The sequence below is a fragment of the Sphingomonas degradans genome (assembly GCF_053502645.1).
On the sequence record NZ_CP177172.1, the window covers coordinates 218,364 to 238,281 of the forward strand.

The following is a 19,918-nucleotide window of genomic DNA, read 5'->3' on the forward strand; positions in this document are numbered from 1 at the left end:
GCTTCTTTGCTCGCGCGTCACAAACTGCGCAGGCGCCCGCGCTTACCGCGCCATTTGCTTGTCGGCCCAGGGGATGAAGAATTTCATGTTGGGCAGATCGGTGTGGCCGCCATCATGCTGGCGCCACGCCAGCCGGCCGTCGAGCAGCCCGCTATTGACCGGCGGGAGCACCGCCTTCGCATAGTCATGCCCGATCCCCAGGTCGCGCGCGCCGAGCAGTTCGAACACCGGCCCCGCCGCCATCGCCGCCATCAGGCTGCCGCGATGGTCGAGCCAGCGGGCGTCGCCCTGTTCGGGAATGCCATAGCTGATGAAGATCGGGCGCGGCGCGACGAGCGCGATCAGTGCGTGCGAATCGACGGGCAGGTCGCCGGCGTCACGCATCACGTCGGCCTTGGCGACGTCATATTTCAGGAAGTTACCCGCCATCCAGTAATGCTCGCCGGTCGCCAGGCTCGCCACTGCCTCGCCGAAATTGCGTCGGAGCAGTGTAGTGCCGCCCTTGCCCGACGATCCGGCGAGCACGACCGCGAAACGCTGGTCGAACGCGGCGGCGACCAGCGCCGCCTTGCCATAGCGCGAGACGCCCTCGACGCCGATCCGCGCGGCATCGACCGTCGGGTCGGTCGCCAGATAGTCGAGCGCGCGGCTGGCGCCCCAGGCCCAGGCACGCAGCACGCCCCAATCCTCGGGCGCGCGCGGCTGCCCCTTGTTGGCGAGCCCGATCACGCCCTCGACCAGCCCCTCGCCGCTGTCCGGCTGGATCGATGCGGGGTCGAGCATCGCATAGCCCCATCCGGCGGCGACAAGCTGGTCGGCGGCGGGCAGGTCGCCGCGCGCGTCGCGCTGGGGAAAGCGGAACGGCGGCTCTTCGGCGAGGGTGAAGCCCGGATGCGCCGCGAATATGCCGGCCAGCGCCGGGTCCTGCGCGACCAGCGTCGCCTTGATCGCCGCGTCGATCCGCTCGAACTCGGCGCGCGTGGGCTGCGACGGGGCGGGAAACCCCTCGCGCCCGAACATGATGAGCAGCGGCACCGGGCCCTTCGCATTGGCCGGGGTCACCACGGTCATGCGGATGGCGACGTCGATCGCCGGATAGGCACTGTTGTCGGCGCGCCCGATCACGCGCCGGGCGATCACCGGGACGAATCCGATGCGTTCGCGGTCGGTCGCTGCCACCTGCCACGTGATGCGCGGGGCGGATGCGGGAACGCGGCCATAGATTTCGCGGGCAAAATCCTCGACTATCTCGGGGCGGCGCACCTTCCACCATTGGTCCGCCGTGGTCACCTTGCGGCCCGCACGGGTGGTCAGCACGTCGGGCAGGGTGGGGAAGGGGTTCGCCTGCGCCTCGTCGTAATTGGCGTGGTTGGGCGCGCTTTCGTCGCCGCTCGGGCCGGGAATCAGCGCCTGGATATGCAGCTGCGCCATCATAAGGGCGCGCGCTTCGTCGCTGGTCGGCCCCGGCCCGCGCGCCTGCGCGAACAGCGGTGTTGCAGCGAGTCCCAGCGCCAGCACGGCAGCGCGCACCGCACGCGCGGCTTCGATCCTTCGCATCCCTCATCCTCCCCCATTTCCTGCGCGCGGCAGGGCGACTCGCGGCCGCGGGGGGAGTAAGCCCGAACGGTGCCGCCAGCGTCAATGCACGGCGACGCGCGGGGCTATTGGCGCAGGTAGCGGAAGTACCACACCTCATGCCCCTGGCGCCGCGCCTTGCGCTCGTAGCGGGTCTCGGGCCAGTCGTCGGGGCGCGTCAGGAAGTCGGTGGCGGTGCGGGCCTGCCATGCGAAGTCGCTGCGGGCGTTCATCACCATCATCGCCCAGCGGCAATAGGTCGGGTCGTCGGTGCCCAGCCGGAATTCGCCGCCCGGCTTCAGCTTGGCCGCGATCATGTCGAGCGGGCCGTGGTTGACCATCCGGCGCTTGGCATGGCGCGCCTTGCGCCACGGATCGGGATGCAACAGGTACACGCGCTCCAGCGTCGCATCGGGGACGCGGGCCAGCGCCTCAAGCGCGTCGCCCATGAACAGGCGCACATTCGCCAGATCCTCGTCGCGGATATGGTTGAGCGCGCCGACGACGCCGTTGAGGAAGGGCTCGCAGCCGATAAAGCCATGGCCCGGCCGCATCGCTGCCTGCCCGGCCAGATGCTCGCCCCCGCCAAAGCCGATCTCGAACTCAAGCGGGCGATCGTCGCCGAACAGGCTGCGGGAATCGAGCGGGCCGGTTTCGGGAACGCTGACGCGCGGCAGCAATTCCTCGACGAGTTGCGACTGGCCAGCGCGCAGCTTGTGGCCCTGGCGGCGGCCATAGAGACGGCCAATGGTGATGGGATCGGACACGGTGCGGCTGTTAGCGTGCTGGCCGCGCGGCGCAAGCGTGCGGTGCGTTACGCGGCGGCGCGCGCCATGCTGGCGGCGGGGCCACGCGCGGCCATTGCGGCGAAAGGAGCGGGCGCGCGGCGCTGCACGGGTATCGCGAGGCGGGGCTCGCGGCGCGGGCGCGGGGCGGGCGGCAGGGCGGCGATGTCGAGCTGAAAATGGCGCACGCCGATCGCGTCCAGCACCGCCGATTCGCCGGCGGCGGTAGCGCCGCGCGCGACGACCGCCACGCCCAGGCCTCGTGCCAGCCGCATCACGCCTTCGGCGATCAGGCGGCGCGACAGGCTCTGGTGGATGTTCTGGATAAGCGCGGGGTCGAGCGTGATGAATAGCGGGGTGAAGCGTGCGAGCAGGTTGAGCGCGACGGGGCCGGCGGCGAAACCGTCGAGCGCCAGGCCAATGCCGCGCGCGGTGCACGCCTGCGCAAGCGCGGTCGCGCAGCCAAGGTCGCCGCGTTCGTCGGCGTTGATTTCGACCAGCAGCCGATCGACCGGGAAATGCCATGCGAGCGCGGTGCGGAAGAGGTGGCCGAGCAGCGCCTCGGCGCGCCCGCCGGCGGCGCCGATGGGCAGGATGAGCAGCGCGTCGCTTTCCCGGATGCCGGCGCGCACGGCGGCTTCGATGGCCAGCGCGATCCGGCTGGCCTCCAGCGCGGGGCGCTGTTCGGGGGAGACTGCGGCAGCGACCGCGGCGAAGCTGCGACCGTTGGGCGCCGTCGCCAGCGCGTGCCACGCGATCGGCTGGCGCGCATGCGCGGCGATCAGCGGCTGGAACGCGATGACGAAGTCGAGGCGCGAGTCGATTCCAGCAAGCGTCGTCTCAAGCATTCGGCGTCTCCTTTCGAAGTCCGAATAAAGCGTTAACGTACCGTTTCGATACTCCGGGGCTTGCCCCATTGGGTTCGTCCGTTCCGGTATTTCCCTAGCTTTGTCCCGGTCGTGGACAGAGTCCGGCGCCCCGCGCGCGAGTCGGGTTATACCCAGGTTCCTTGGCATGAACGCATGCACCGCCCGCCCCGCCTCCCCACCCGACCACCAAGATTACCATCAGGCTATGGTGGTCGGGTGGGGAGGCGGGGCGGGCGGTATGAGTCGCGCTCAACGCGACTTGGGTATTACGCCACGCGGGCGCGGGGCAGGCCCGGCTCGATCAACTGGCCGATGACCGGACGCGCGATGAAATAGCCCTGAAGATAGCGCACGCCGATCGCGCGCAGCTTGTCATATTCCGCGCGGGTCTCGACGCCCTCGGCGATCACCTTGATCCCCAGTCCGTGCGCCATATGGACGATGTTCTCCACCAGCAGCCGGCGCGACCAGCTGACGCACAGCCCGCGCACCAGTTCCGGGTCCAGCTTGATCGCATCGGGCGTGAAGCGCGACAGCAGCCGCAGGCCGTCTTCCCCCGATCCGAAATCGTCGAACGCGGTCGCCATGCCCATCCGGCGATAGGCCGCGACCACGCCCGCCATCTGCGTGCCGTCGAGCGCATCATGGTCGCTGAACTCAAACATCAGCCGTTCCGGCGGCAGCCCCGTCTCGCGCGCGGCGCGCAGCGTGCGCTGGCTGTCCGCCACCGGATCGAGGATCACGTCGGGCATGAAGTTGATCGACAGCCGGGCTCCGGTGGCGATGATCCCGGCGGCGACCGCCTGGTCGATCGCGGCGACGCGGCATTGCTGGTCGAAGGTATAGCGCGTGTCGGGCCGGACGCGGCCCAGCATCTCGCCCGCCGTCTCGCCACCGCGCCCGCGCACCAGTGCCTCATAGGCAAAGGCGGTGCCGCTATGGACGTCGAGAATCGGCTGAAACGCCATCGCGACGTCGAAATCCTGTTCGGCGCGCGGCGCGATCGATGGTTCAGCGTGCATGGGTCCCCTCCTGCTCTACTCCATATAGAAGGTTTGCGGTTCGGGCGTCGGGTCCGCGCCCCGCGCGGCTTGCGATGGTTACCGAAAACTTGCCGGCCGCTTCCGCAAATGACCGGGATGGCACGGGGCGGACGGGCGGGGCATTTCCGGCGGTATCGGGGGCCAGTACGCCCGCCCGACAGGGATCAGGCCGATGCGTTTTCTGTCCAACCTTGCCCTGAGCGAGATGCAGTCGCTGCTGGATGCAATCCCGAACCCGGTGATGCTCAAGCGTCCCGATCACAGCATCCTGATGGCCAATCAGAGCGCGTGCGACATGATCGGCTATCCGCGCGAAGTCGTGCTGTCGCCGGGCGCGGTGCTGGCGTCGGAGGAGCTGCTCGCGATTTACAACCGCGCCGACGACATCGTTTTCGCCACCGGCTGCGACCATGAAAACGAAGAGGATGTGGTTGACCGGAATGGTCGCGTCCGCCGGATGATCACGCACAAACGGCGCGTCCATATCGGCGGCAAGCCCGCGCTTGTCGCGCTGTTCACCGACGTGACCGACGTGCGCGAGGCCGAAGCCCGCAGTCGCTACCTCGCCTTTCACGATCCGCTGACCGGGCTTCCCAATCGTTCGCTGTTGAACGAGCGCGTCGACCAGGCGGTGCTGCGCACGCGGCGCAGCCGGACGCGGTGCGCGTTGCTGTACGTCGATCTCGACCGGTTCAAGGAAGTCAATGACAGCTATGGCCATGCGTCGGGCGACGCATTGCTCCGCGATTTTTCCGCGCGGCTGGCGTCTATCGCGCGCGCTTCGGACACCGTCGCCCGGATCGGGGGCGACGAGTTTGCTGTCCTGCTGACCGATATCGGCGACCAGTTCGATCCCGCCGACATCAGCGCGCGCATTCTTGCCGCCGCTACCGAGCCGTTCGAGATCGAAGGGGCGCAGGTCTATGTCGGCGCGTCGATCGGAGTCGCGATCGTGCCCGACGGCGGAACGTGCCGCGACGAATTGCACCGCATGGCCGATGTCGCGCTGTACCATGCCAAGAATGCCGGCAAGGCCCGCGCCGAGACCTTTTCGCCGCAACTGGATTCGGCGATGCGCCGCCGGGCGCAGATCGAGCGCGACCTGCGCGTCGCACTGGCGACGGGCGAGGGGCTGGACGTCCATTACCAGCCGGTGGTGGACAACACCGGAGAGACGGTGCGCTCGATGGAGGCGCTGGTCCGCTGGGACCACCCAACGCTGGGCGAACTGACGCCGACCGAATTCGTGCCGATCGCCGAGGAAACCGGGCTGATCGTGGCGCTGGGCGAATGGGTGCTGGCGCGCGCGGCGCGGATGATGGCGGTGTGGACGGGGGTGCCGGTGGCGGTCAATGTCTCCGCCGTGCAACTCCGCGCCGATGATATCGTCGAGCGGCTGCTGGCGATCATCGACGATGCCGGGCTGGCCCGCGCCCAGTTGCATGTCGAGATCACCGAAACCGCGCTGTTCGATTCGGGCGATGCGGGGTCGGACAAGCTGCGCCGGTTGCGCGAAAGCGGCGTGAAGATCGTGCTGGACGATTTCGGCACCGGCTATTCCAGCCTGTCGCATTTGCAGAAGCTGTCGATCGACCGCGTCAAGATCGACCAGTCTTTCGTCAGCGGTGTCGTCGAGGCTGCGGATTCGCGCGCCATCATCCAGGCCGTGCTGTGCATGAGCAAGGCGCTGGGCGTGGCCGTCACCGCAGAGGGCGTCGAATCGGACGCGCAGTTCCGGTTCCTGCGCGACAGCGGGTGCAGCGATTTCCAGGGCTATCTGTTCTCGCGCCCGCTGCCCGAGCGGGCGGCGCGTGCCTATCTGGCGAACGCGGGGATCAGCGCCCGGGCGGCGTGACGCTCATCCCTCGCGGGCGAGTGCCTTCAGCCGGTACAGCGTGTCCAGTGCCTCGCGCGGGGTGAGCGCGTCGAGATCGAGCCCCTCCAGCGTTTCGCGCAGCGCATCGACCGCATCCGCTTCCTGTTCGGCGACGGCGGCGAACAGCGGCAGGTCGTCCAGTCCCGCTGCCAGCCCGCCGGTCTTGGCGCGCCCGGCCTCCAGCTTGTCGAGCACGGCCTTGGCGCGCTTGAGCGTCGCGGGGGGCAGCCCCGCCAGCCGGGCGACGGCGATGCCGAAGCTTCGATCCGCCGGCCCCTCGGCAACTTCGTGGAGCAGCACCAGATCGCCCTTCCACTCGCGCGCGCGGACATGGTGGAGCGTCAGCGCGTCGCAGCGTTCGGCGAGCCGCGTCAGCTCGTGATAATGCGTCGCGAACAGGCAACGGCAGCGATTATCCTCATGGATCGCCTCCACCACGGCCCAGGCGATGGCGAGCCCGTCATAGGTGGAGGTGCCACGCCCGACTTCGTCGAGGATCACGAAGCTGCGCGGGGTTGCCTGCGCCAGGATCGCGGCGGTCTCGACCATCTCGACCATGAAGGTCGATCGGCCGCGCGCCAGATTGTCCGATGCGCCGACCCGGCTGAACAGGCGGTCGACCAGCCCCAGCGTGGCGGAGGCGGCGGGGACATAGCTGCCTGCCTGTGCCAGCACCGCGATCAGCGCGTTCTGGCGCAGGAAGGTGGACTTGCCGCCCATGTTCGGGCCGGTGACTAGCCACAGCCGCGAGGCTTCGGACAAAGAGCAGTCGTTCGCGACGAAGCGCCCGCCCGAGCGTGCGATCGCGTCCTCCACCACCGGATGCCGTCCGCCGGCAATGTCGAAACAGGCAGCATCGACCAGCGTTGGCCGGGCCCAGCCGCCTTCCGCCGCGCGCTCCGCCAGTCCGGCGGCGACGTCGATCCGGGCGAGGGCATCGGCGGTCGCGGCAATCGCCTCGCGGCTCGCCAGCGCGGTGCCGGTCAGGTCCTCCAGATGCGCGGCTTCCGCCGCCAGCGCATGGGCGCCCGACTGCGTCACCTTCAGCGCGACATCGTGGAGTTCGGGGGCGTTGAAGCGGACCACGCCCGCCAGCGTCTGGCGATGGGTGAAGCCGCTGTCCTGCGCCATCAGCGGATCGGCAGACCGCGCGGGCACTTCGATATGATAGCCGAGCACGCCATTGTGGCGGATCTTGAGCGCGCCGATGCCGGTGCGGGTGCGGTATTCGGCCTCCAGCGCGGCGATGGCGCGGCGGCCGCCGGCGCCCGCATCGCGCAGATCGTCGAGCGCGGCGTCATAGCCCTCGGCGATATAGCCGCCCTGCGCGGCATCGACCGGCGGTTCGGGCACCAGCGCGCGAGTCAGCAGATCGATCAGCGAGCCGTGTCCGCGCAGCCGCGGGGCTAGGCGGGCGAGCAGGTCGGGCTTGTCCGCGATGCCGTCCAGCCGCTCGCCCAGCCGCCACGCGCCGTCCAGCCCGTCGCGCAGTTGGCCCAGGTCGCGCGGGCTGCCGCGCCCCGCCGCCAGCCGCCCGAGCGCGCGGCCAATATCGGGCAGCGCGCGCAGCGTGCCGCGCACGCTGTCGCGCAGCCCGGCATCGTCGTGGAAGCGCCGCACCAGATCCAGCCGCGCCTCGATCGCTGCCCGGTCCATCAGCGGCGCGGCGATGTCGGCCCCGAGCAGGCGCGCGCCCGCGCCGGTGACGGTGCGATCGACGCTGTCGAGCAGGCTGCCCTTGCGCACTCCCGCCGCGCTGACCGTCAGCTCCAGGCTTTCGCGCGTCGCCGCGTCGATCGCCATGGCGGCGCTGGTCGTGCTGACCCGCGGCGCGCGCAGGAAAGGCAGCGATCCCTTGGCGGTATGGTCCAGATACGCCACCAGCCCGCCGGCGGCGGCCAGCGCCGCGCGGCTGAAGCTGCCGAACCCGTCGAGCGTGGCCACGCCGAACAGCGCCTTCAGCCGCGCCTCGCCCGCGCCGCTATCGAAATCGGCGCGCGGGCGCAGTGCGGTGGCCAGCTCGGCAAAGCCCGTCGCGTCGCTCGCGATCGTCTCGGCGGGGGAAAGGCGCGCGATCTCGGCGCCGATCCGGTCGGGCTCGCTTTCGATCACTTCGAACCGTCCGGTGGAAATGTCGGCGCAGGCGATGGCGACCATGCCGCCGGCCTCGCCGATCGCGGCGCACCAGTTGGCGGTGCGGCTGTCGAGCAGGTTCTCTTCGGTCAGCGTCCCCGCCGTCACCACGCGGATGATCGCGCGGTTCACCAGCGCCTTCGACCCCATCCGCTTACGCGCCTGTTCGGGTGTTTCGGTCTGTTCGGCGATGGCGACGCGGTGCCCGGCCTTGATAAGGCGCGCCATATAGCCTTCCATTGCATGGACCGGCACGCCGCACATCGGGATGCGCGTGCCTTCATGCTCGCCGCGCGCCGTGAGCGCGATGTCCAGGCAGGCACTGGCGATTTTGGCGTCGTCGAAGAACAGCTCGAAAAAATCGCCCATGCGGTAGAACAGCAGGCAATCGTCGGCCTCGGCCTTGAGCGCGAGATATTGCGCCATCATCGGAGTTGGAGCGGGGGCGGACATGGTGCAGGGCCTACCGCAACACGCGGATCGATCAACACCCGAAGGCGGGTTTTCTTGGGGACAAGTGCTGCCTAAAGGGAAAGCAAGCATGGGAGACGAGAATGTCTGAGGAATCGAACGTCCAGTTTTCGGAGCGCGAAGCGCTGCGGTATCACTCCGAGGGGCGTCCGGGTAAGATCGAGATCGTGGCATCGAAGCCGATGGCGACGCAGCGCGACCTGGCGCTGGCCTATTCGCCTGGCGTCGCGGTGCCCGTGCTGGCGATCGCGCAGGACCCGTCGCTGGCGTACGACTATACGGCCAAGGGCAATCTGGTCGCGGTGATCTCGAACGGGACGGCGATTCTGGGCCTCGGCAATCTTGGCGCGCTCGCGTCCAAGCCGGTGATGGAAGGCAAGGCGGTGCTGTTCAAGCGCTTCGCCGATGTCGACTCGATCGATCTGGAGCTCAAGACCGAGGATGTCGATCGCTTCATCGACGCGGTCGAGCTGATGGAGCCGAGCTTCGGCGGCATCAACCTGGAGGACATCAAGGCGCCCGAATGCTTCGTGATCGAGCAGACGCTGCGCGAGCGCATGAACATCCCGGTGTTCCATGACGACCAGCACGGCACCGCGATCATCGCCGCCGCCGGCCTGATCAACGCGCTGTACCTTACCGGGCGCGACATCAAGACGACCAAGATGGTGGTGAATGGCGCCGGCGCCGCCGCGATCGCGTGCACCGAGCTGATCAAGGCGATGGGCCTGCCGCACGACAATCTGCTGATGTGCGACCGCACCGGCGTGATCTACCAGGGCCGCGACGACGTGAACCAGTGGCAGTCGGCCCATGCCGCCAAGACCGACCGCCGGACGCTGGCCGAGGCGCTGGAAGGGGCGGACGTGTTCCTGGGCCTGTCCGCCGCCAACGCGCTGCCGGCGGAACTGCTCGCCAAGATGGCGCCCAAGCCGATCATCTTCGCGATGGCCAATCCCGACCCCGAAATCACGCCGCCCGAGGCAAAGCGTGTCCGCCCGGACGTGATCATCGCCACGGGCCGTTCGGACTATCCGAACCAGGTCAACAACGTGCTGTGCTTCCCCTTCATCTTCCGCGGCGCGCTCGACGTGCGCGCGACGGGGATCAACGACGCGATGAAGCTGGCCGCCGCCCGCGCGCTGGCCGAACTGGCGCGGCAGCAGGTGCCGGAGGAAGTGGCCACCGCCTATGGCACCCAGCACAGCTTCGGCCCCGACTATATCATCCCGACGCCGTTCGACCCGCGCCTGATGGAAATCATTCCCGCTGCCGTCGCGCAGGCGGCAATGGATTCGGGCGTGGCGACCAAGCCGATCATCGACATGTCGGCCTATCGCCAGGCGCTCCGGGCGCGTCTGAACCCGACGACTTCGGTGCTCAGCCTCGCCTATGAAGGCGCGCGCGCCAATCCCAAGCGCGTGATCTTTGCCGAGGGCGAAGAGGAAGTCGTGCTGCGCGCGGCCATCGCGTTCAAGGACGGCGGCTATGGCATCCCGGTGCTGGTGGGCCGCGAATCGGTGCAGGACCGGCTCAAGGCGCTGGGGGCGAACCCCGACGATTTCGAACTGCACAACAGCGTCAATTCGCCGCTCGTCGATGAAATGGTCGAGTTCCTCTATCAGCGGCTCCAGCGGCGCGGCTATCTGCGCCGCGATATCGAGCGGATGGTCAACCGCGACCGCAACATCTTCGGCGCGCTGCTGCTTCAGTTCGGCAAGGCCGATGCGATGATCACCGGCGTCACCCGCACCTATGCCGAGACGATGCGCCAGGTGCTGCGGGTGATCGACTATGCACCGGGTCGTACTGCGTTCGGCATCCATGTGCTGGTCGGCCAGTCGCACACGGTGTTCATCGCCGACACCACGGTCAACGAACGCCCCGATGCCGAGGAACTGGCGGCGATTGCCGATGGCACGGCCCAGGTGGCGCGCCGCATGGGCCACGAACCGCGCGTGGCGTTTCTCAGCTATTCGAACTTCGGCAATCCCGAAGGGCGCTGGCTGGAGAATGTGCGCGGGGCGATCAAGCTGCTCGACGAGCGCAAGCCCGCGTTCGAATATGAAGGCGAAATGTCGCCCGACGTCGCGCTCAACCCGCGCCAGATGGCGAATTATCCGTTCTCGCGCCTGTCGGGCCCGGCCAATGTCCTTATCATGCCGGGGCTCCAGTCGGCCAATATCTCGGCCAAGCTGCTGCGCGAGCTGGGCGGCGATTCCACGATCGGGCCGATGCTGATCGGGATGGAAAAGCCGGTGCAGATCGCGCCAATGTCCGCCACGGCGAGCGAACTGGTGACGCTGGCGGTGCTCGCGGCGGGCGGTATCGCGCGCTAAGCTGCGGCAGGGGGTGAGGGTGTATCGCCCTTACCCCCGCCGCAAGGGCATCAGCCGTCGATGCTGATGCCCAGCGCGGCGTTGACCAGTCCGCCGTCGACGGTGATCGTATCGCCGACGACATAGTCGCCCGCCCGGCTGGCGAGGTAGATCGCGGCACCGGCCATGTCCTCGTCCACGCCGATCCGCCCCGCCGGAATGGCGCGGGCCACTTCGCCGCCATGGTCGCGCGCGGCCTTGTTCATGTCGCTGGCAAAGGCGCCGGGGGCGATCGAAGTGACGTTGATATGGTCGCGCACCAGCCGCGCGGCCATGCGCTTGGTCAGATAGATCAGCGCGGATTTGGAGGCGTGATAGCTGTACGTCTCCCACGGGTTGAGTCGCTGGCCGTCGATCGAGGTGATGTTGATGACCTTGGCCGGGCGACCCGCTGACCCGCCGGCCTTGAGCAGCGCGTGCAGCGCCTGGGTCAGGAAGAAGGGCGATTTGACGTTGAGGTCCATGACCTTGTCCCACCCTTTTTCCGGGAAGGTCTCGAACGGCTCGCCCCAGGCGGCGCCGGCATTGTTGACGAGGATGTCTAGCGCGGGTTCGCGCTCCGCCAGGTCGGCGGCGAGCGCGCGGCATCCCTCGACCGTTGCGATGTCGTGCGGCAGCGCGATGCAGTTGGGGCCCAGCGCGGCGGCGGTTTCCTCGCAATTGCCGGCGTGGCGCGAGGACACATAGACCTTCGCCCCCTGCGCGACAAAGCCGGTGGCGATCATCCGCCCGATCCCGCGCGACCCGCCGGTGACCAAGGCGACGCGCCCGTCGAGGCGGAACAATGTGCTGGTGTCCATATCTTCTCCCTTTGCAAGCACGTCACCCTCACCCTTCCGGCGCTTCGCGCCTCCCTCCCTCTCCCGTCGGGAGAGGGAAGGGGCCCGCCGCCGAAAGGCGGTGGGAAGGGTGAGGGCGACCGCGATTTATCCCCCGCGCTTCAATGTCTCTCGGGCGATGATGAGCTGCTGGATCTGGCTGGTGCCTTCGTAAATGCGGAACAGCCGGACGTCGCGGTACAGCCGCTCGATCCCGTAGTCGGCGATATAGCCCGCGCCGCCAAAGATCTGGACCGCGCGATCGGCGACGCGGCCGACCATCTCGCTGGCGAAATACTTGGCCGCCGCAGCCTCCATCGTCGTGTTCGCGCCTGCGTCCTTTGCCGCCGCCGTCTCCAGCACCAGCGCGCGGGCGGCCAGCGCCTCGGTCTTGGAATCGGCAAGCATCGCCTGGATCAGCTGGTGTTCGGCGATCGGCTTGCCGAATTGGGTGCGCCCGCTGGCATAGGCGACGCAATCGGCGATCAGCCGCTCCGCGACGCCGACGCATACCGCCGCGATGTGCAGCCGCCCGCGATCGAGGACCTGCATCGCAATGCGGAAACCCTCGTCCTCGGCGCCCAGCCGGTTGGCGACGGGGACGGGCACGTCGGCGAAGATCACATCCGCGACCTTGGCGCCCTTTTGCCCCATTTTCTTCTCGGGCTCGCCGACACTGAGGCCGGGCAGGTCGCGCGGCACGAGAAAGGCGGAGACACCACGGCCGCCGGGTTCGTCGCCGGTGCGCGCCATCACGGTGAACAGGTCGGCCTTGTCCGCATTGGTGATGTAGCGTTTGGCGCCGCTGAGCCGATAGACATCGCCGTCGCGCACCGCGCGCGTCTTCACCGCGCCCGAATCGGAGCCGACATCGGGCTCGGTCAGCGCGAAGCTGGTGACGATCTCGCCGCTGGCGATGCGCGGCAGCCACTGCGCCTTCTGCTCGGGCGTGCCGGCGATCACCAGACCCTGCGAGCCGATGCCGACATTGGTGCCGAAGGTCGAGCGGAAGGCGGGGGTGGTGCGGCCCAGCTCGATCGCGACGCGGCATTCCTCGGCCATCGTCAGCGCCAGCCCGCCATATTCCTCGGCGATCGACAGGCCGAACAGCCCCAGCGCGCGCATCTCCTCGACCACGTCCTGCGGGATGGCGTCCGCTGCCTCGACTGCGCCTTCCAGCGGGCGAAGCCGGTCGGCCACGAACCGGCGAACGGTATCGAGCAGCGCGTCGAAGACTTCGGGGTCCAGGGCCATGGGCGCGTTCCTCGCTTTCTAAGTATATAGATATACCCCTATTCCATGGGCCATCAAGCCATACCCGTTCTTCCAATCTGGGAAGATTGACGCTGCCCTTGGCGGTCCTATGCTGGGCCGCAAACAACCGATGGGAAGCAGGATGCAGGCGCCGCGCGGACACCAAACCCCCGCAGGCGCGGCGCCGCCGCTGCGCCGGGTGCGACAGGCGACGATGCTGGCCTATGGCTTTGGCGCGGTCGCCTATGGGGTGAAGGACTTCGCCTTCTCGACCTTCCTGCTGCTGTTCTACAACCAGGTGATCGGGCTGCCTGCCGCGCAGGTGGGGTTCGCGATCATGTGCGCGCTGCTGCTCGACGCATGTATCGACCCGGCGATCGGATTCCTGTCCGATCGCACGCGCGGGCGCTGGGGGCGGCGGCATCCGTGGATGCTGGGCGCCGCCGCGCCGATCGCGATCGGATGGCTGCTGCTGTGGAACCCGCCGGCCTGGGGGGCGGGCGCGACCTTGCTGTGGGTGTTCGCGACTGCCGTGGTCGTGCGCACCGCCGTATCCGCCTATGAAGTGCCGTCGCAGGCGCTGAGCGCCGAATTGTCGGGCGATTATGACGAGCGGACGCGGATCATGGCGTATCGCTATCTGTTCGGCTGGATCGGCGGGCTGGGGATGCTGATGGCGTCCTATGGCTGGTTCCTGCGCGACGGATTGCTGGTGCGGCAGGGCTATGTCGCCTTTGCGGCGGCGGGCGCGGGGGCGATGCTGGTCGCGATCCTCGTATCGGCGCTGGGCACGCGCGGCGAGATCGCGCGGTTGCCGCGCCCGGAGATCGTGCCGCAGTCGATTGCCGAGAATTTCCGCGAACTGGGTGAGACGGTCCGCAACCGCGCCTTTGCGATCCTGATGGGCGCCGGGCTGTGCTTCTATGCGGCGCAGGGAATCAGCTTCGCGCTGTCCAACTATCTCTACGCGCATGTCTGGCACTTTGCGGCCGGGGATTATCAGTGGCTGGCGGTGACGCTGCTGGCCGGCGTCGCGCTGGCGTTCGTGATCGCGCCGCGCATCGCCCGGCGGGTGGGCAAGCCGGTGGCGGCGATGGGGTTCATGGCCGGTGCCGCGCTGCTCCTTACCTTGCCCTATGTCCTGCGCTTCGCCGGGCTGTTCCCCGCGCCGGGCACGCCATGGATGCTGCCGCTGCTGCTGGGCATCTTTACCGCCAATGCGGCGTGCAGCGTGTCGTCGACCATTCTGGGCGCCTCGATGATGGCCGATGTCGTCGAGCATTCCGAAATGCAGACCGGCCGCCGGTCCGAGGGCGTGTTTTTCGCCGGCGCCTTCTTCGTCCAGAAATGCACGAGCGGACTGGGCATCTTTGCCGCCGGGGTGATTCTGGCGATCGCCGGCTTCCCGGAGGCCGCCGTGCAGGGCAGCGTTCCCGAGGCGACTATCGATCGGCTGACCGTGCTGTTCTGCGCGCTGTACCTCGGGCTCGGTCTGGCGGCTGCGCTGCTCTACCGCGCCTTTCCCTTCGGGCGGGCCGAGCATCTGGCGCGCGTCGAGCGGCTGCGCGGCGTTGCCGGGGATGCGTGAGAATGTTATAACTATCGTATGAACAAGCCGCTCAAGATAATCCGCATCGGCAACTCCGCCGGAGTCATCCTGCCCAAGGAAGTGCTGGCGCGACTGCGCGTCGATCTGGGGGATGAGCTGTTTCTGACCGAAGGGCAGGGCAGCGTCGTGCTCCGTGCTTCCGACCCGGACTTTGCCGAGGCGATGCAGGCGGCAGAAGAGATCATGCGGGAGGACCGTGACATTCTGGCAGTCCTCGCCAAGTGACGGCGGCGCTGCGCTTTCTCACGGCGGACATCGCGATGGCGGTGCACGACCGCCAGCTTGCTGAACATGGCGGGCTGGCCGGTGTGAAGGATGCCGGGTTGCTCGAATCGGCGATCGCCCGCCCGCTCAACAAGTTTCACTATGGCGAGGACGATCCGTTCGCGCTGGCTGCGGCCTATGGCTTCGGGATCGCCCGCAATCACCCCTTTGCCGATGGCAACAAGCGCACCGCCTGGGTGATGACGCGCCTGTTCCTGAAGCTGAACGGCATTGAGATTGCGTTAGACAAGGCTGACGCGATCCAGACCGTTCTGGCGCTCGCGGCGGGAGAACTCAGCGAGGAAGCCTTGGCCGAGTGGCTTCGCGGCAAAGCCGCCTGAACGCGGAAATGCCCGCCGGGGACCGGACCCCGGCGAGCATCCTTTCCTCCCCAGGAAAGTCAGGCCACGCGCCCCAGGCGGTGGTAAAGGTTGGAGAATTTGACCGAGTCCGGCGAATCCTTGACCTTTTGCAGATGGGTGCCGACGGCTTCGCGGATCAGGCGGAAATCCTCGGTCGAAAAGACGGCGCGGCTGCGCTGCGGTTCGTTGGTCATGACATACTCTCCTTACGCGGCTTCGGTGGTGAACTGGGCGGCTTCGGTGCTCTCAGCGAGCGCGGTGGTGGAGCTTGCGCCCCCCGCCACGGTCTGGGCGATCGCGTCGAAATAGCCGGTGCCGACTTCGCGCTGGTGGCGGGTGGCGGTATAGCCGTTGGCCTCCGCCGCGAACTCGGCCTGTTGCAGCTCTGAATAGGCCGCCATGCCGCGATCCCGATACCCGCGCGCCAGCTCGAACATCCCGAAGTTGAGCTGGTGGAACCCCGCCAGCGTCACGAACTGGAACTTGTACCCCATAGCCCCGATTTCGCGCTGGAACCGGGCGATATCGTCCTTGTCGAGGTTCTTCTCCCAGTTGAAGCTGGGCGAGCAGTTATAGGCCAGCATCTTGTTCGGATGCTCGCGCTTGATCGCCTCGGCGAAGCGGCGGGCGTCGTCGAGATTGGGCTTCGACGTCTCCCACCACAACAGGTCGGCATGGGGCGCGAAGGCCAGCCCGCGCTGGATGCAATGGTCGACGCCGGTGCCGTCCTTGAGGCGGAAGAAGCCCTCCGCCGTGCGCTCGCCCGTCAGAAACGGATGGTCGCGTTCGTCGACGTCGGACGTGATGAGCTTCGCGCTCTCCGCATCGGTGCGGGCGCAGATCACGGTGGGCACGCCGCACACATCCGCCGCCAGCCGGGCGCTGTCGAGGTTGCGGATATGCGCCTGAGTCGGGATCAGCACCTTGCCGCCCAGATGGCCGCACTTCTTCTCGCTCGCCAGCTGGTCCTCGTAATGGACCCCCGCCGCGCCCGCCGCGATATAGGCCTTCATGATCTCGAAGCAGTTGAGTGGGCCGCCGAAACCGGCTTCGGCATCGGCGACGATCGGGGCGAACCAGTCGCGCGTCGCGCCGCCTTCCATATGTTCGATCTGGTCGGCGCGCTGGAGCGTGGCGTTGATCCGCTTGGCCAGCTCCGGCCCGGCATTGGCAGGGTAGAGCGACTGATCGGGGTACATCTGGCCCGCCGTGTTGGCATCCGCCGCGACCTGCCAGCCCGACAGGTAGATCGCCTTCAGCCCGGCGCGGACCATCTGCATCGCCTGGTTGCCCGACAGCGCGCCGAGCGCGTTGATATAGTCCTCGGTCCGCAGCAGCTCCCACAGCTTGAGCGCGCCGCGGCGGGCCAGCGTGTGCTCGACCGCGATCGAACCGCGCAGCTTCGCCACGTCGTCCGCGCTGTAGGGGCGGACGATGCCGTCGAAACGGCCGGCGGGGGCGGGGACGAGGTCTTCGAAGCGGTGCTGCTGCGTCATTTGTGAATTCCTTGACTAAGCGTCCAGATCCTGTGGGGATATGTTTAGGAAGTTTAGGCACGGCGGGGAGGGGTGCTGTGACGGCGGCAGGGTGTGCGTGTGTCGTGGGTTGCGGAGGCGGGGTGTCGTATTGTAAAGTATTTACAGAAGGTTTGGCAGCTATAGCGGGGAGCGGAGGCTGCGCCCCCTTCGTCATCCCGGCGGAAGCCGGGATCTCGCGGAGGCGTGGACTATCGGCGGTCCAGCGGGAGGCATGAGGTCCCGGCTTTCGCCGGGATGACGGGTTTTTTTTATGGGGCGTTCCCCTCCCGCTTGCGGGAGGGGTTAGGGGAGGGCGTGGTCGTCGCGGAAGGAGTCTCCACGGCGCACCCTCCCCCGGCCCCTCCCGCAAGCGGGAGGGGAGCAAGAAGGCGCGGGAAACGGCGCAGAAGGAGAGCAGCATGGTCGAACGCAAGCTATTCGCCGGGCACGCCGTCCGCCGGTTGCGGCGCCAGTTGGGCGTGGCGCAGGCGGCGATGGCGGAGGCGCTGGATATTTCGCCGAGCTATCTCAACCTGGTCGAGCGCAACCAGCGGCCGGTGTCCGCCGCGCTGATGCTGCGGCTGGCCGAGACCTATGATTTCGATCCCCGCCAGCTGAGCGCGGCAGCACCGGGCGGCGGGGCGGAGGCGCTGCGGCGGCGGCTGGCCGATCCGCTATTCGCCGACATCCCCGTCGATCGCCACCAGCTGGAGGAATGGCTGGCCGGCGCGCCCGACGGGGCGGAGGCGTTTGCGCGCGCCTATGACCGGATGGGGGCGGGCGGCGTCGCGGAACCCGGCGCCGTCGATCCGGGCCAGCAGGTCCGCCGCGAGATCGAGCGCTGGCGCAACCACTTCGCCGACCTCGACGCCGCCGCCGAGGCGCTGGCCGACGACCTGCGCCAGAGCGCGGGCGATCTGTACGGCGCGATGGCCGAGCGGCTGCGCGTGAAGCACCAATTGTCGGTCCGCATCCTGCCCGCCGATGTGATGCCCGGGCTGACCCGGCGGCTGGACCTCCACGCGCGCCAGATCCAGCTTTCGGAAATGCTCGATGGCCCCGCGCGTAGCTTTGCGCTGGCCGAGCAGCTGGCACAGGAAGCGCGCACCGAAATCGACGCGCTGGTGCGCGGCGCGGCGCTGGAGCGCGTCGGCGAGCGGCTGTATCGCCGCCACCTGACGGGCTATTTCGCCGCTGCGCTGCTGATGCCCTATGCGCGGTTCCTGCGCGCGTGCGAGACCAGCGGCTATGACGGCGAACTGCTCCAGCGGCGCTTCGGCGCGAGCTGGGAACAGATCGCGCACCGGCTGACGACGTTGCAGCGGGTGGGCGCGCGCGGGCTGCCCTTCTTCATGCTGCGCGTCGATCGCGCGGGGCAGGTGTCGAAGCGCTATGCCGGGGCGAGCGGATCGCCGCTGGTCGAGGCGGCTGTGCCGTGCCCGTTATGGAATGCCTATGACGCCTTTGCGCGGACCGATGAGGCGGCGGTGCAGTTGGTCGAGTTGGAGGACGGCGCGCGCGCCTTCACTATCGCGCGCTGCGTGCACCCCCATGGCGGCGCCCCCGACGGCGCGCGCCCGCGCTTCGTAATCGCGCTGGGCGTGCCGGCGGCGGAAGCGGGAACGCTGGCGGCGGCGCGCGGGGTGGACCTGGCCGGGCGGGCGGCGCCGATCGGGCTGGGGTGCCGGGCATGCACGCGGGTGGCGTGCGCCCAGCGCTCGGCAGTGCCTGCGGGGCGGGCGGCGGCGGGGAGCGAGCGCGAGCGCGGGGTTACGGCGTTTGGGTTTGTTGGGGATTGAGGGGGCATACTTCGCAACCGTAATTTACGCTCTCGCCATCTGAGTATCATTCAATTTTAGCTACGAAATTCCGAATATTCGGTTGCTGCCTATCGAGCTGCGACTGGTTAACTCGCGAGCTGCGACCGGCGAAGGTTTTGACTCCTGCGGTGAGTCGGCAAATGGGAATGCCTAGGGCTCCAGACACGACCGAGGCAGTATTGGCGTCATTCACCTGCTCTTCGAACATAGATCGAAATGTTGTTCGATTCACAGGTGCGGGGGCACCATTTGGATGTATTGAGAAAAGTCCAGGATTGCTCTGGTAGACTCTGAAAACCTCATTAAATATTTCAAGTACAACATTGCGAAATGCGCTGGCGGAACTATTATTCATTTGGGTTAGTCGGTTGCCAACGTAAGAATATATCTGTGGCAGTGCCATTCTGAACTGTTGAGTATTGCGAAAAAACTGTGATTGTGGCTGCCCCGTTCTGCGCTGAATGCCATATACGAGAGAAAGAAGCGATTTCACGGCCCGCTTTGACGAGCCGTCTGCTGAGAACGGAATGATAAGTCGATCCGCAGCCGATATGGCAAGTTCTGTATAAACAGTGAAGCTGGGATTGCAGTCGATAAAGACAGTGATATTATCTTGATTCCAAGACGCTCTCACGTCATCGATAAGATTTCTAATCCAAGTGTGTACTATTTGCCATGCATTGTTTGGGCCGGCGGAGCATGCAAGCTGAATTCTTGATGCCTGCATCTCCAGCTCTTCATCCCCGCAAACGAGGTAAAGGTTTTCAGGCACCATGTTGTTGAGCGGATAGGCATGTGTGACGAAGTTGGATCCGGAATTTGTATCGACGTACGGACTCACAATTCGATCATTCACGTATCCCGATATCGTCCTTGGAGGATTCTGTCCGGAGAGCTCCTCGATACGATTTTCCCCTTCAACGATTCCGCCGAGTATCATGCTTGACGAGTTCGCTTGTGGACACAGGTCTATGACCAGCACCCGTTGGTCCCGGTGTGTGCGCGCATATTCTGAAGCAATTTGGAACGTTAGGTAACTTTTACCGACGCCTCCCTTGTTGTTCCAAATTGCATACACCGCCATCGCTGTTCTCCGTTCTCGCTTGCCTCCCCCCGTTGCCAGAAAATTTGATGCTACGGGTAG

At 67.3% G+C, this 19,918-nt stretch carries 16 protein-coding genes; 6 read left to right on the top strand and 10 right to left on the bottom strand.

Annotated elements, in window-relative coordinates; genetic code table 11:
- Window positions 1–42 precede the first annotated feature (42 nt).
- The 4 genes from ACG3SL_RS01045 to ACG3SL_RS01060 all read right to left on the bottom strand — a co-directional run bounded on the left by ACG3SL_RS01045 (window position 43) and on the right by ACG3SL_RS01060 (window position 4,251).
- Complete coding sequence (locus ACG3SL_RS01045) at window positions 43–1,557, bottom strand: glucuronyl esterase domain-containing protein (RefSeq protein ID WP_448663290.1); 1,515 nt, start codon at window positions 1,555–1,557, stop codon at window positions 43–45.
- A 104-nt stretch (window positions 1,558–1,661) separates the two neighbouring features.
- Window positions 1,662–2,342, bottom strand: coding sequence for a tRNA (guanine(46)-N(7))-methyltransferase TrmB (gene trmB / locus ACG3SL_RS01050; protein WP_448663291.1), 681 nt, complete (start codon window positions 2,340–2,342; stop codon window positions 1,662–1,664).
- Window positions 2,343–2,389: 47 nt separating this feature from the next.
- On the bottom strand, window positions 2,390–3,208 hold the full coding sequence (locus ACG3SL_RS01055; protein WP_448663292.1) for an EAL domain-containing protein: 819 nt from the start codon (window positions 3,206–3,208) through the stop codon (window positions 2,390–2,392).
- Between the two features lie 287 nt (window positions 3,209–3,495).
- Window positions 3,496–4,251 (bottom strand): EAL domain-containing protein, encoded by a 756-nt coding sequence (locus tag ACG3SL_RS01060; protein WP_448663293.1) that lies wholly within the window; start codon window positions 4,249–4,251, stop codon window positions 3,496–3,498.
- Between the two features lie 193 nt (window positions 4,252–4,444).
- Here ACG3SL_RS01060 and ACG3SL_RS01065 point away from each other — a divergent pair, with 193 nt between their 5' ends.
- Window positions 4,445–6,127 carry a sensor domain-containing protein gene (locus ACG3SL_RS01065; RefSeq protein ID WP_448663294.1) on the top strand — a complete coding sequence of 561 codons (1,683 nt, stop codon included), beginning with the start codon at window positions 4,445–4,447 and terminating at the stop codon, window positions 6,125–6,127.
- Window positions 6,128–6,130: 3 nt separating this feature from the next.
- Here ACG3SL_RS01065 and mutS read toward each other — a convergent pair whose 3' ends face one another.
- Window positions 6,131–8,710, bottom strand: coding sequence for a DNA mismatch repair protein MutS (mutS, locus tag ACG3SL_RS01070; RefSeq protein WP_448665209.1), 2,580 nt, complete (start codon window positions 8,708–8,710; stop codon window positions 6,131–6,133).
- Window positions 8,711–8,835: 125 nt separating this feature from the next.
- On the opposite strand from mutS, the gene ACG3SL_RS01075 reads away from it, so the two are divergent.
- Window positions 8,836–11,091: an NADP-dependent malic enzyme gene (locus ACG3SL_RS01075; RefSeq protein ID WP_448663295.1), complete on the top strand. Its 2,256-nt coding sequence runs from the start codon at window positions 8,836–8,838 to the stop codon at window positions 11,089–11,091.
- Between the two features lie 50 nt (window positions 11,092–11,141).
- Here ACG3SL_RS01075 and ACG3SL_RS01080 read toward each other — a convergent pair whose 3' ends face one another.
- Both ACG3SL_RS01080 and ACG3SL_RS01085 read right to left on the bottom strand, forming a co-directional pair.
- Window positions 11,142–11,930, bottom strand: coding sequence for an SDR family oxidoreductase (locus tag ACG3SL_RS01080; RefSeq protein ID WP_448663296.1), 789 nt, complete (start codon window positions 11,928–11,930; stop codon window positions 11,142–11,144).
- A gap of 126 nt (window positions 11,931–12,056) precedes the next feature.
- Window positions 12,057–13,202, bottom strand: coding sequence for an acyl-CoA dehydrogenase family protein (locus tag ACG3SL_RS01085; protein ID WP_448663297.1), 1,146 nt, complete (start codon window positions 13,200–13,202; stop codon window positions 12,057–12,059).
- A 142-nt stretch (window positions 13,203–13,344) separates the two neighbouring features.
- On the opposite strand from ACG3SL_RS01085, the gene ACG3SL_RS01090 reads away from it, so the two are divergent.
- The 3 genes from ACG3SL_RS01090 to ACG3SL_RS01100 are packed head-to-tail and all read left to right on the top strand — an operon-like array spanning window position 13,345 to window position 15,416.
- The gene (locus ACG3SL_RS01090; protein WP_448663298.1) at window positions 13,345–14,790 is read left to right on the top strand and encodes an MFS transporter; all 1,446 of its coding nucleotides are present in this window, start codon (window positions 13,345–13,347) and stop codon (window positions 14,788–14,790) included.
- A gap of 18 nt (window positions 14,791–14,808) precedes the next feature.
- Entirely contained in the window at window positions 14,809–15,036 is a 228-nt protein-coding gene (locus ACG3SL_RS01095; RefSeq protein WP_448663299.1) for an AbrB/MazE/SpoVT family DNA-binding domain-containing protein, read from the top strand.
- Window positions 15,033–15,416, top strand: a complete 384-nt coding sequence (locus tag ACG3SL_RS01100; RefSeq protein ID WP_448663300.1) for a type II toxin-antitoxin system death-on-curing family toxin — start codon at window positions 15,033–15,035, stop codon at window positions 15,414–15,416. Before ACG3SL_RS01095 ends, ACG3SL_RS01100 begins: the two co-directional genes overlap by 4 nt.
- Before the next feature lie 59 nt (window positions 15,417–15,475).
- Here ACG3SL_RS01100 and ACG3SL_RS01105 read toward each other — a convergent pair whose 3' ends face one another.
- Together ACG3SL_RS01105 and aceA are read right to left on the bottom strand one after the other, a co-directional pair.
- Window positions 15,476–15,631, bottom strand: coding sequence for a hypothetical protein (locus ACG3SL_RS01105; RefSeq protein WP_448663301.1), 156 nt, complete (start codon window positions 15,629–15,631; stop codon window positions 15,476–15,478).
- 12 nt (window positions 15,632–15,643) lie between these two features.
- A complete protein-coding gene (gene aceA, locus ACG3SL_RS01110) occupies window positions 15,644–16,933 on the bottom strand; it encodes an isocitrate lyase (RefSeq protein WP_448663302.1) in 1,290 nt (429 codons plus the stop codon).
- Window positions 16,934–17,373: 440 nt separating this feature from the next.
- On the opposite strand from aceA, the gene ACG3SL_RS01115 reads away from it, so the two are divergent.
- A complete protein-coding gene (locus tag ACG3SL_RS01115) occupies window positions 17,374–18,753 on the top strand; it encodes a helix-turn-helix domain-containing protein (protein ID WP_448663303.1) in 1,380 nt (459 codons plus the stop codon).
- Between the two features lie 46 nt (window positions 18,754–18,799).
- Here the strand turns inward: ACG3SL_RS01115 and ACG3SL_RS01120 are convergent, their stop codons facing one another.
- The gene (locus ACG3SL_RS01120; RefSeq protein WP_448663304.1) at window positions 18,800–19,858 is read right to left on the bottom strand and encodes a ParA family protein; all 1,059 of its coding nucleotides are present in this window, start codon (window positions 19,856–19,858) and stop codon (window positions 18,800–18,802) included.
- Between the last annotated feature and the right edge of the window lie 60 nt (window positions 19,859–19,918).

Coding starts and splice junctions, on each gene's coding strand:
- ACG3SL_RS01090 (WP_448663298.1), top strand. CDS start 13,345: ATGCAGGCGCCGCGCGGACACCAAACCCCCGCAGGCGCGGCGCCGCCG.
- mutS (WP_448665209.1), bottom strand. CDS start 8,710: ATGATGGCGCAATATCTCGCGCTCAAGGCCGAGGCCGACGATTGCCTG.
- ACG3SL_RS01105 (WP_448663301.1), bottom strand. CDS start 15,631: ATGACCAACGAACCGCAGCGCAGCCGCGCCGTCTTTTCGACCGAGGAT.
- ACG3SL_RS01045 (WP_448663290.1), bottom strand. CDS start 1,557: ATGCGAAGGATCGAAGCCGCGCGTGCGGTGCGCGCTGCCGTGCTGGCG.
- ACG3SL_RS01080 (WP_448663296.1), bottom strand. CDS start 11,930: ATGGACACCAGCACATTGTTCCGCCTCGACGGGCGCGTCGCCTTGGTC.
- ACG3SL_RS01055 (WP_448663292.1), bottom strand. CDS start 3,208: ATGCTTGAGACGACGCTTGCTGGAATCGACTCGCGCCTCGACTTCGTC.
- ACG3SL_RS01120 (WP_448663304.1), bottom strand. CDS start 19,858: ATGGCGGTGTATGCAATTTGGAACAACAAGGGAGGCGTCGGTAAAAGT.
- aceA (WP_448663302.1), bottom strand. CDS start 16,933: ATGACGCAGCAGCACCGCTTCGAAGACCTCGTCCCCGCCCCCGCCGGC.
- ACG3SL_RS01065 (WP_448663294.1), top strand. CDS start 4,445: ATGCGTTTTCTGTCCAACCTTGCCCTGAGCGAGATGCAGTCGCTGCTG.
- ACG3SL_RS01085 (WP_448663297.1), bottom strand. CDS start 13,202: ATGGCCCTGGACCCCGAAGTCTTCGACGCGCTGCTCGATACCGTTCGC.
- ACG3SL_RS01075 (WP_448663295.1), top strand. CDS start 8,836: ATGTCTGAGGAATCGAACGTCCAGTTTTCGGAGCGCGAAGCGCTGCGG.
- ACG3SL_RS01095 (WP_448663299.1), top strand. CDS start 14,809: ATGAACAAGCCGCTCAAGATAATCCGCATCGGCAACTCCGCCGGAGTC.
- ACG3SL_RS01115 (WP_448663303.1), top strand. CDS start 17,374: ATGGTCGAACGCAAGCTATTCGCCGGGCACGCCGTCCGCCGGTTGCGG.
- ACG3SL_RS01060 (WP_448663293.1), bottom strand. CDS start 4,251: ATGCACGCTGAACCATCGATCGCGCCGCGCGCCGAACAGGATTTCGAC.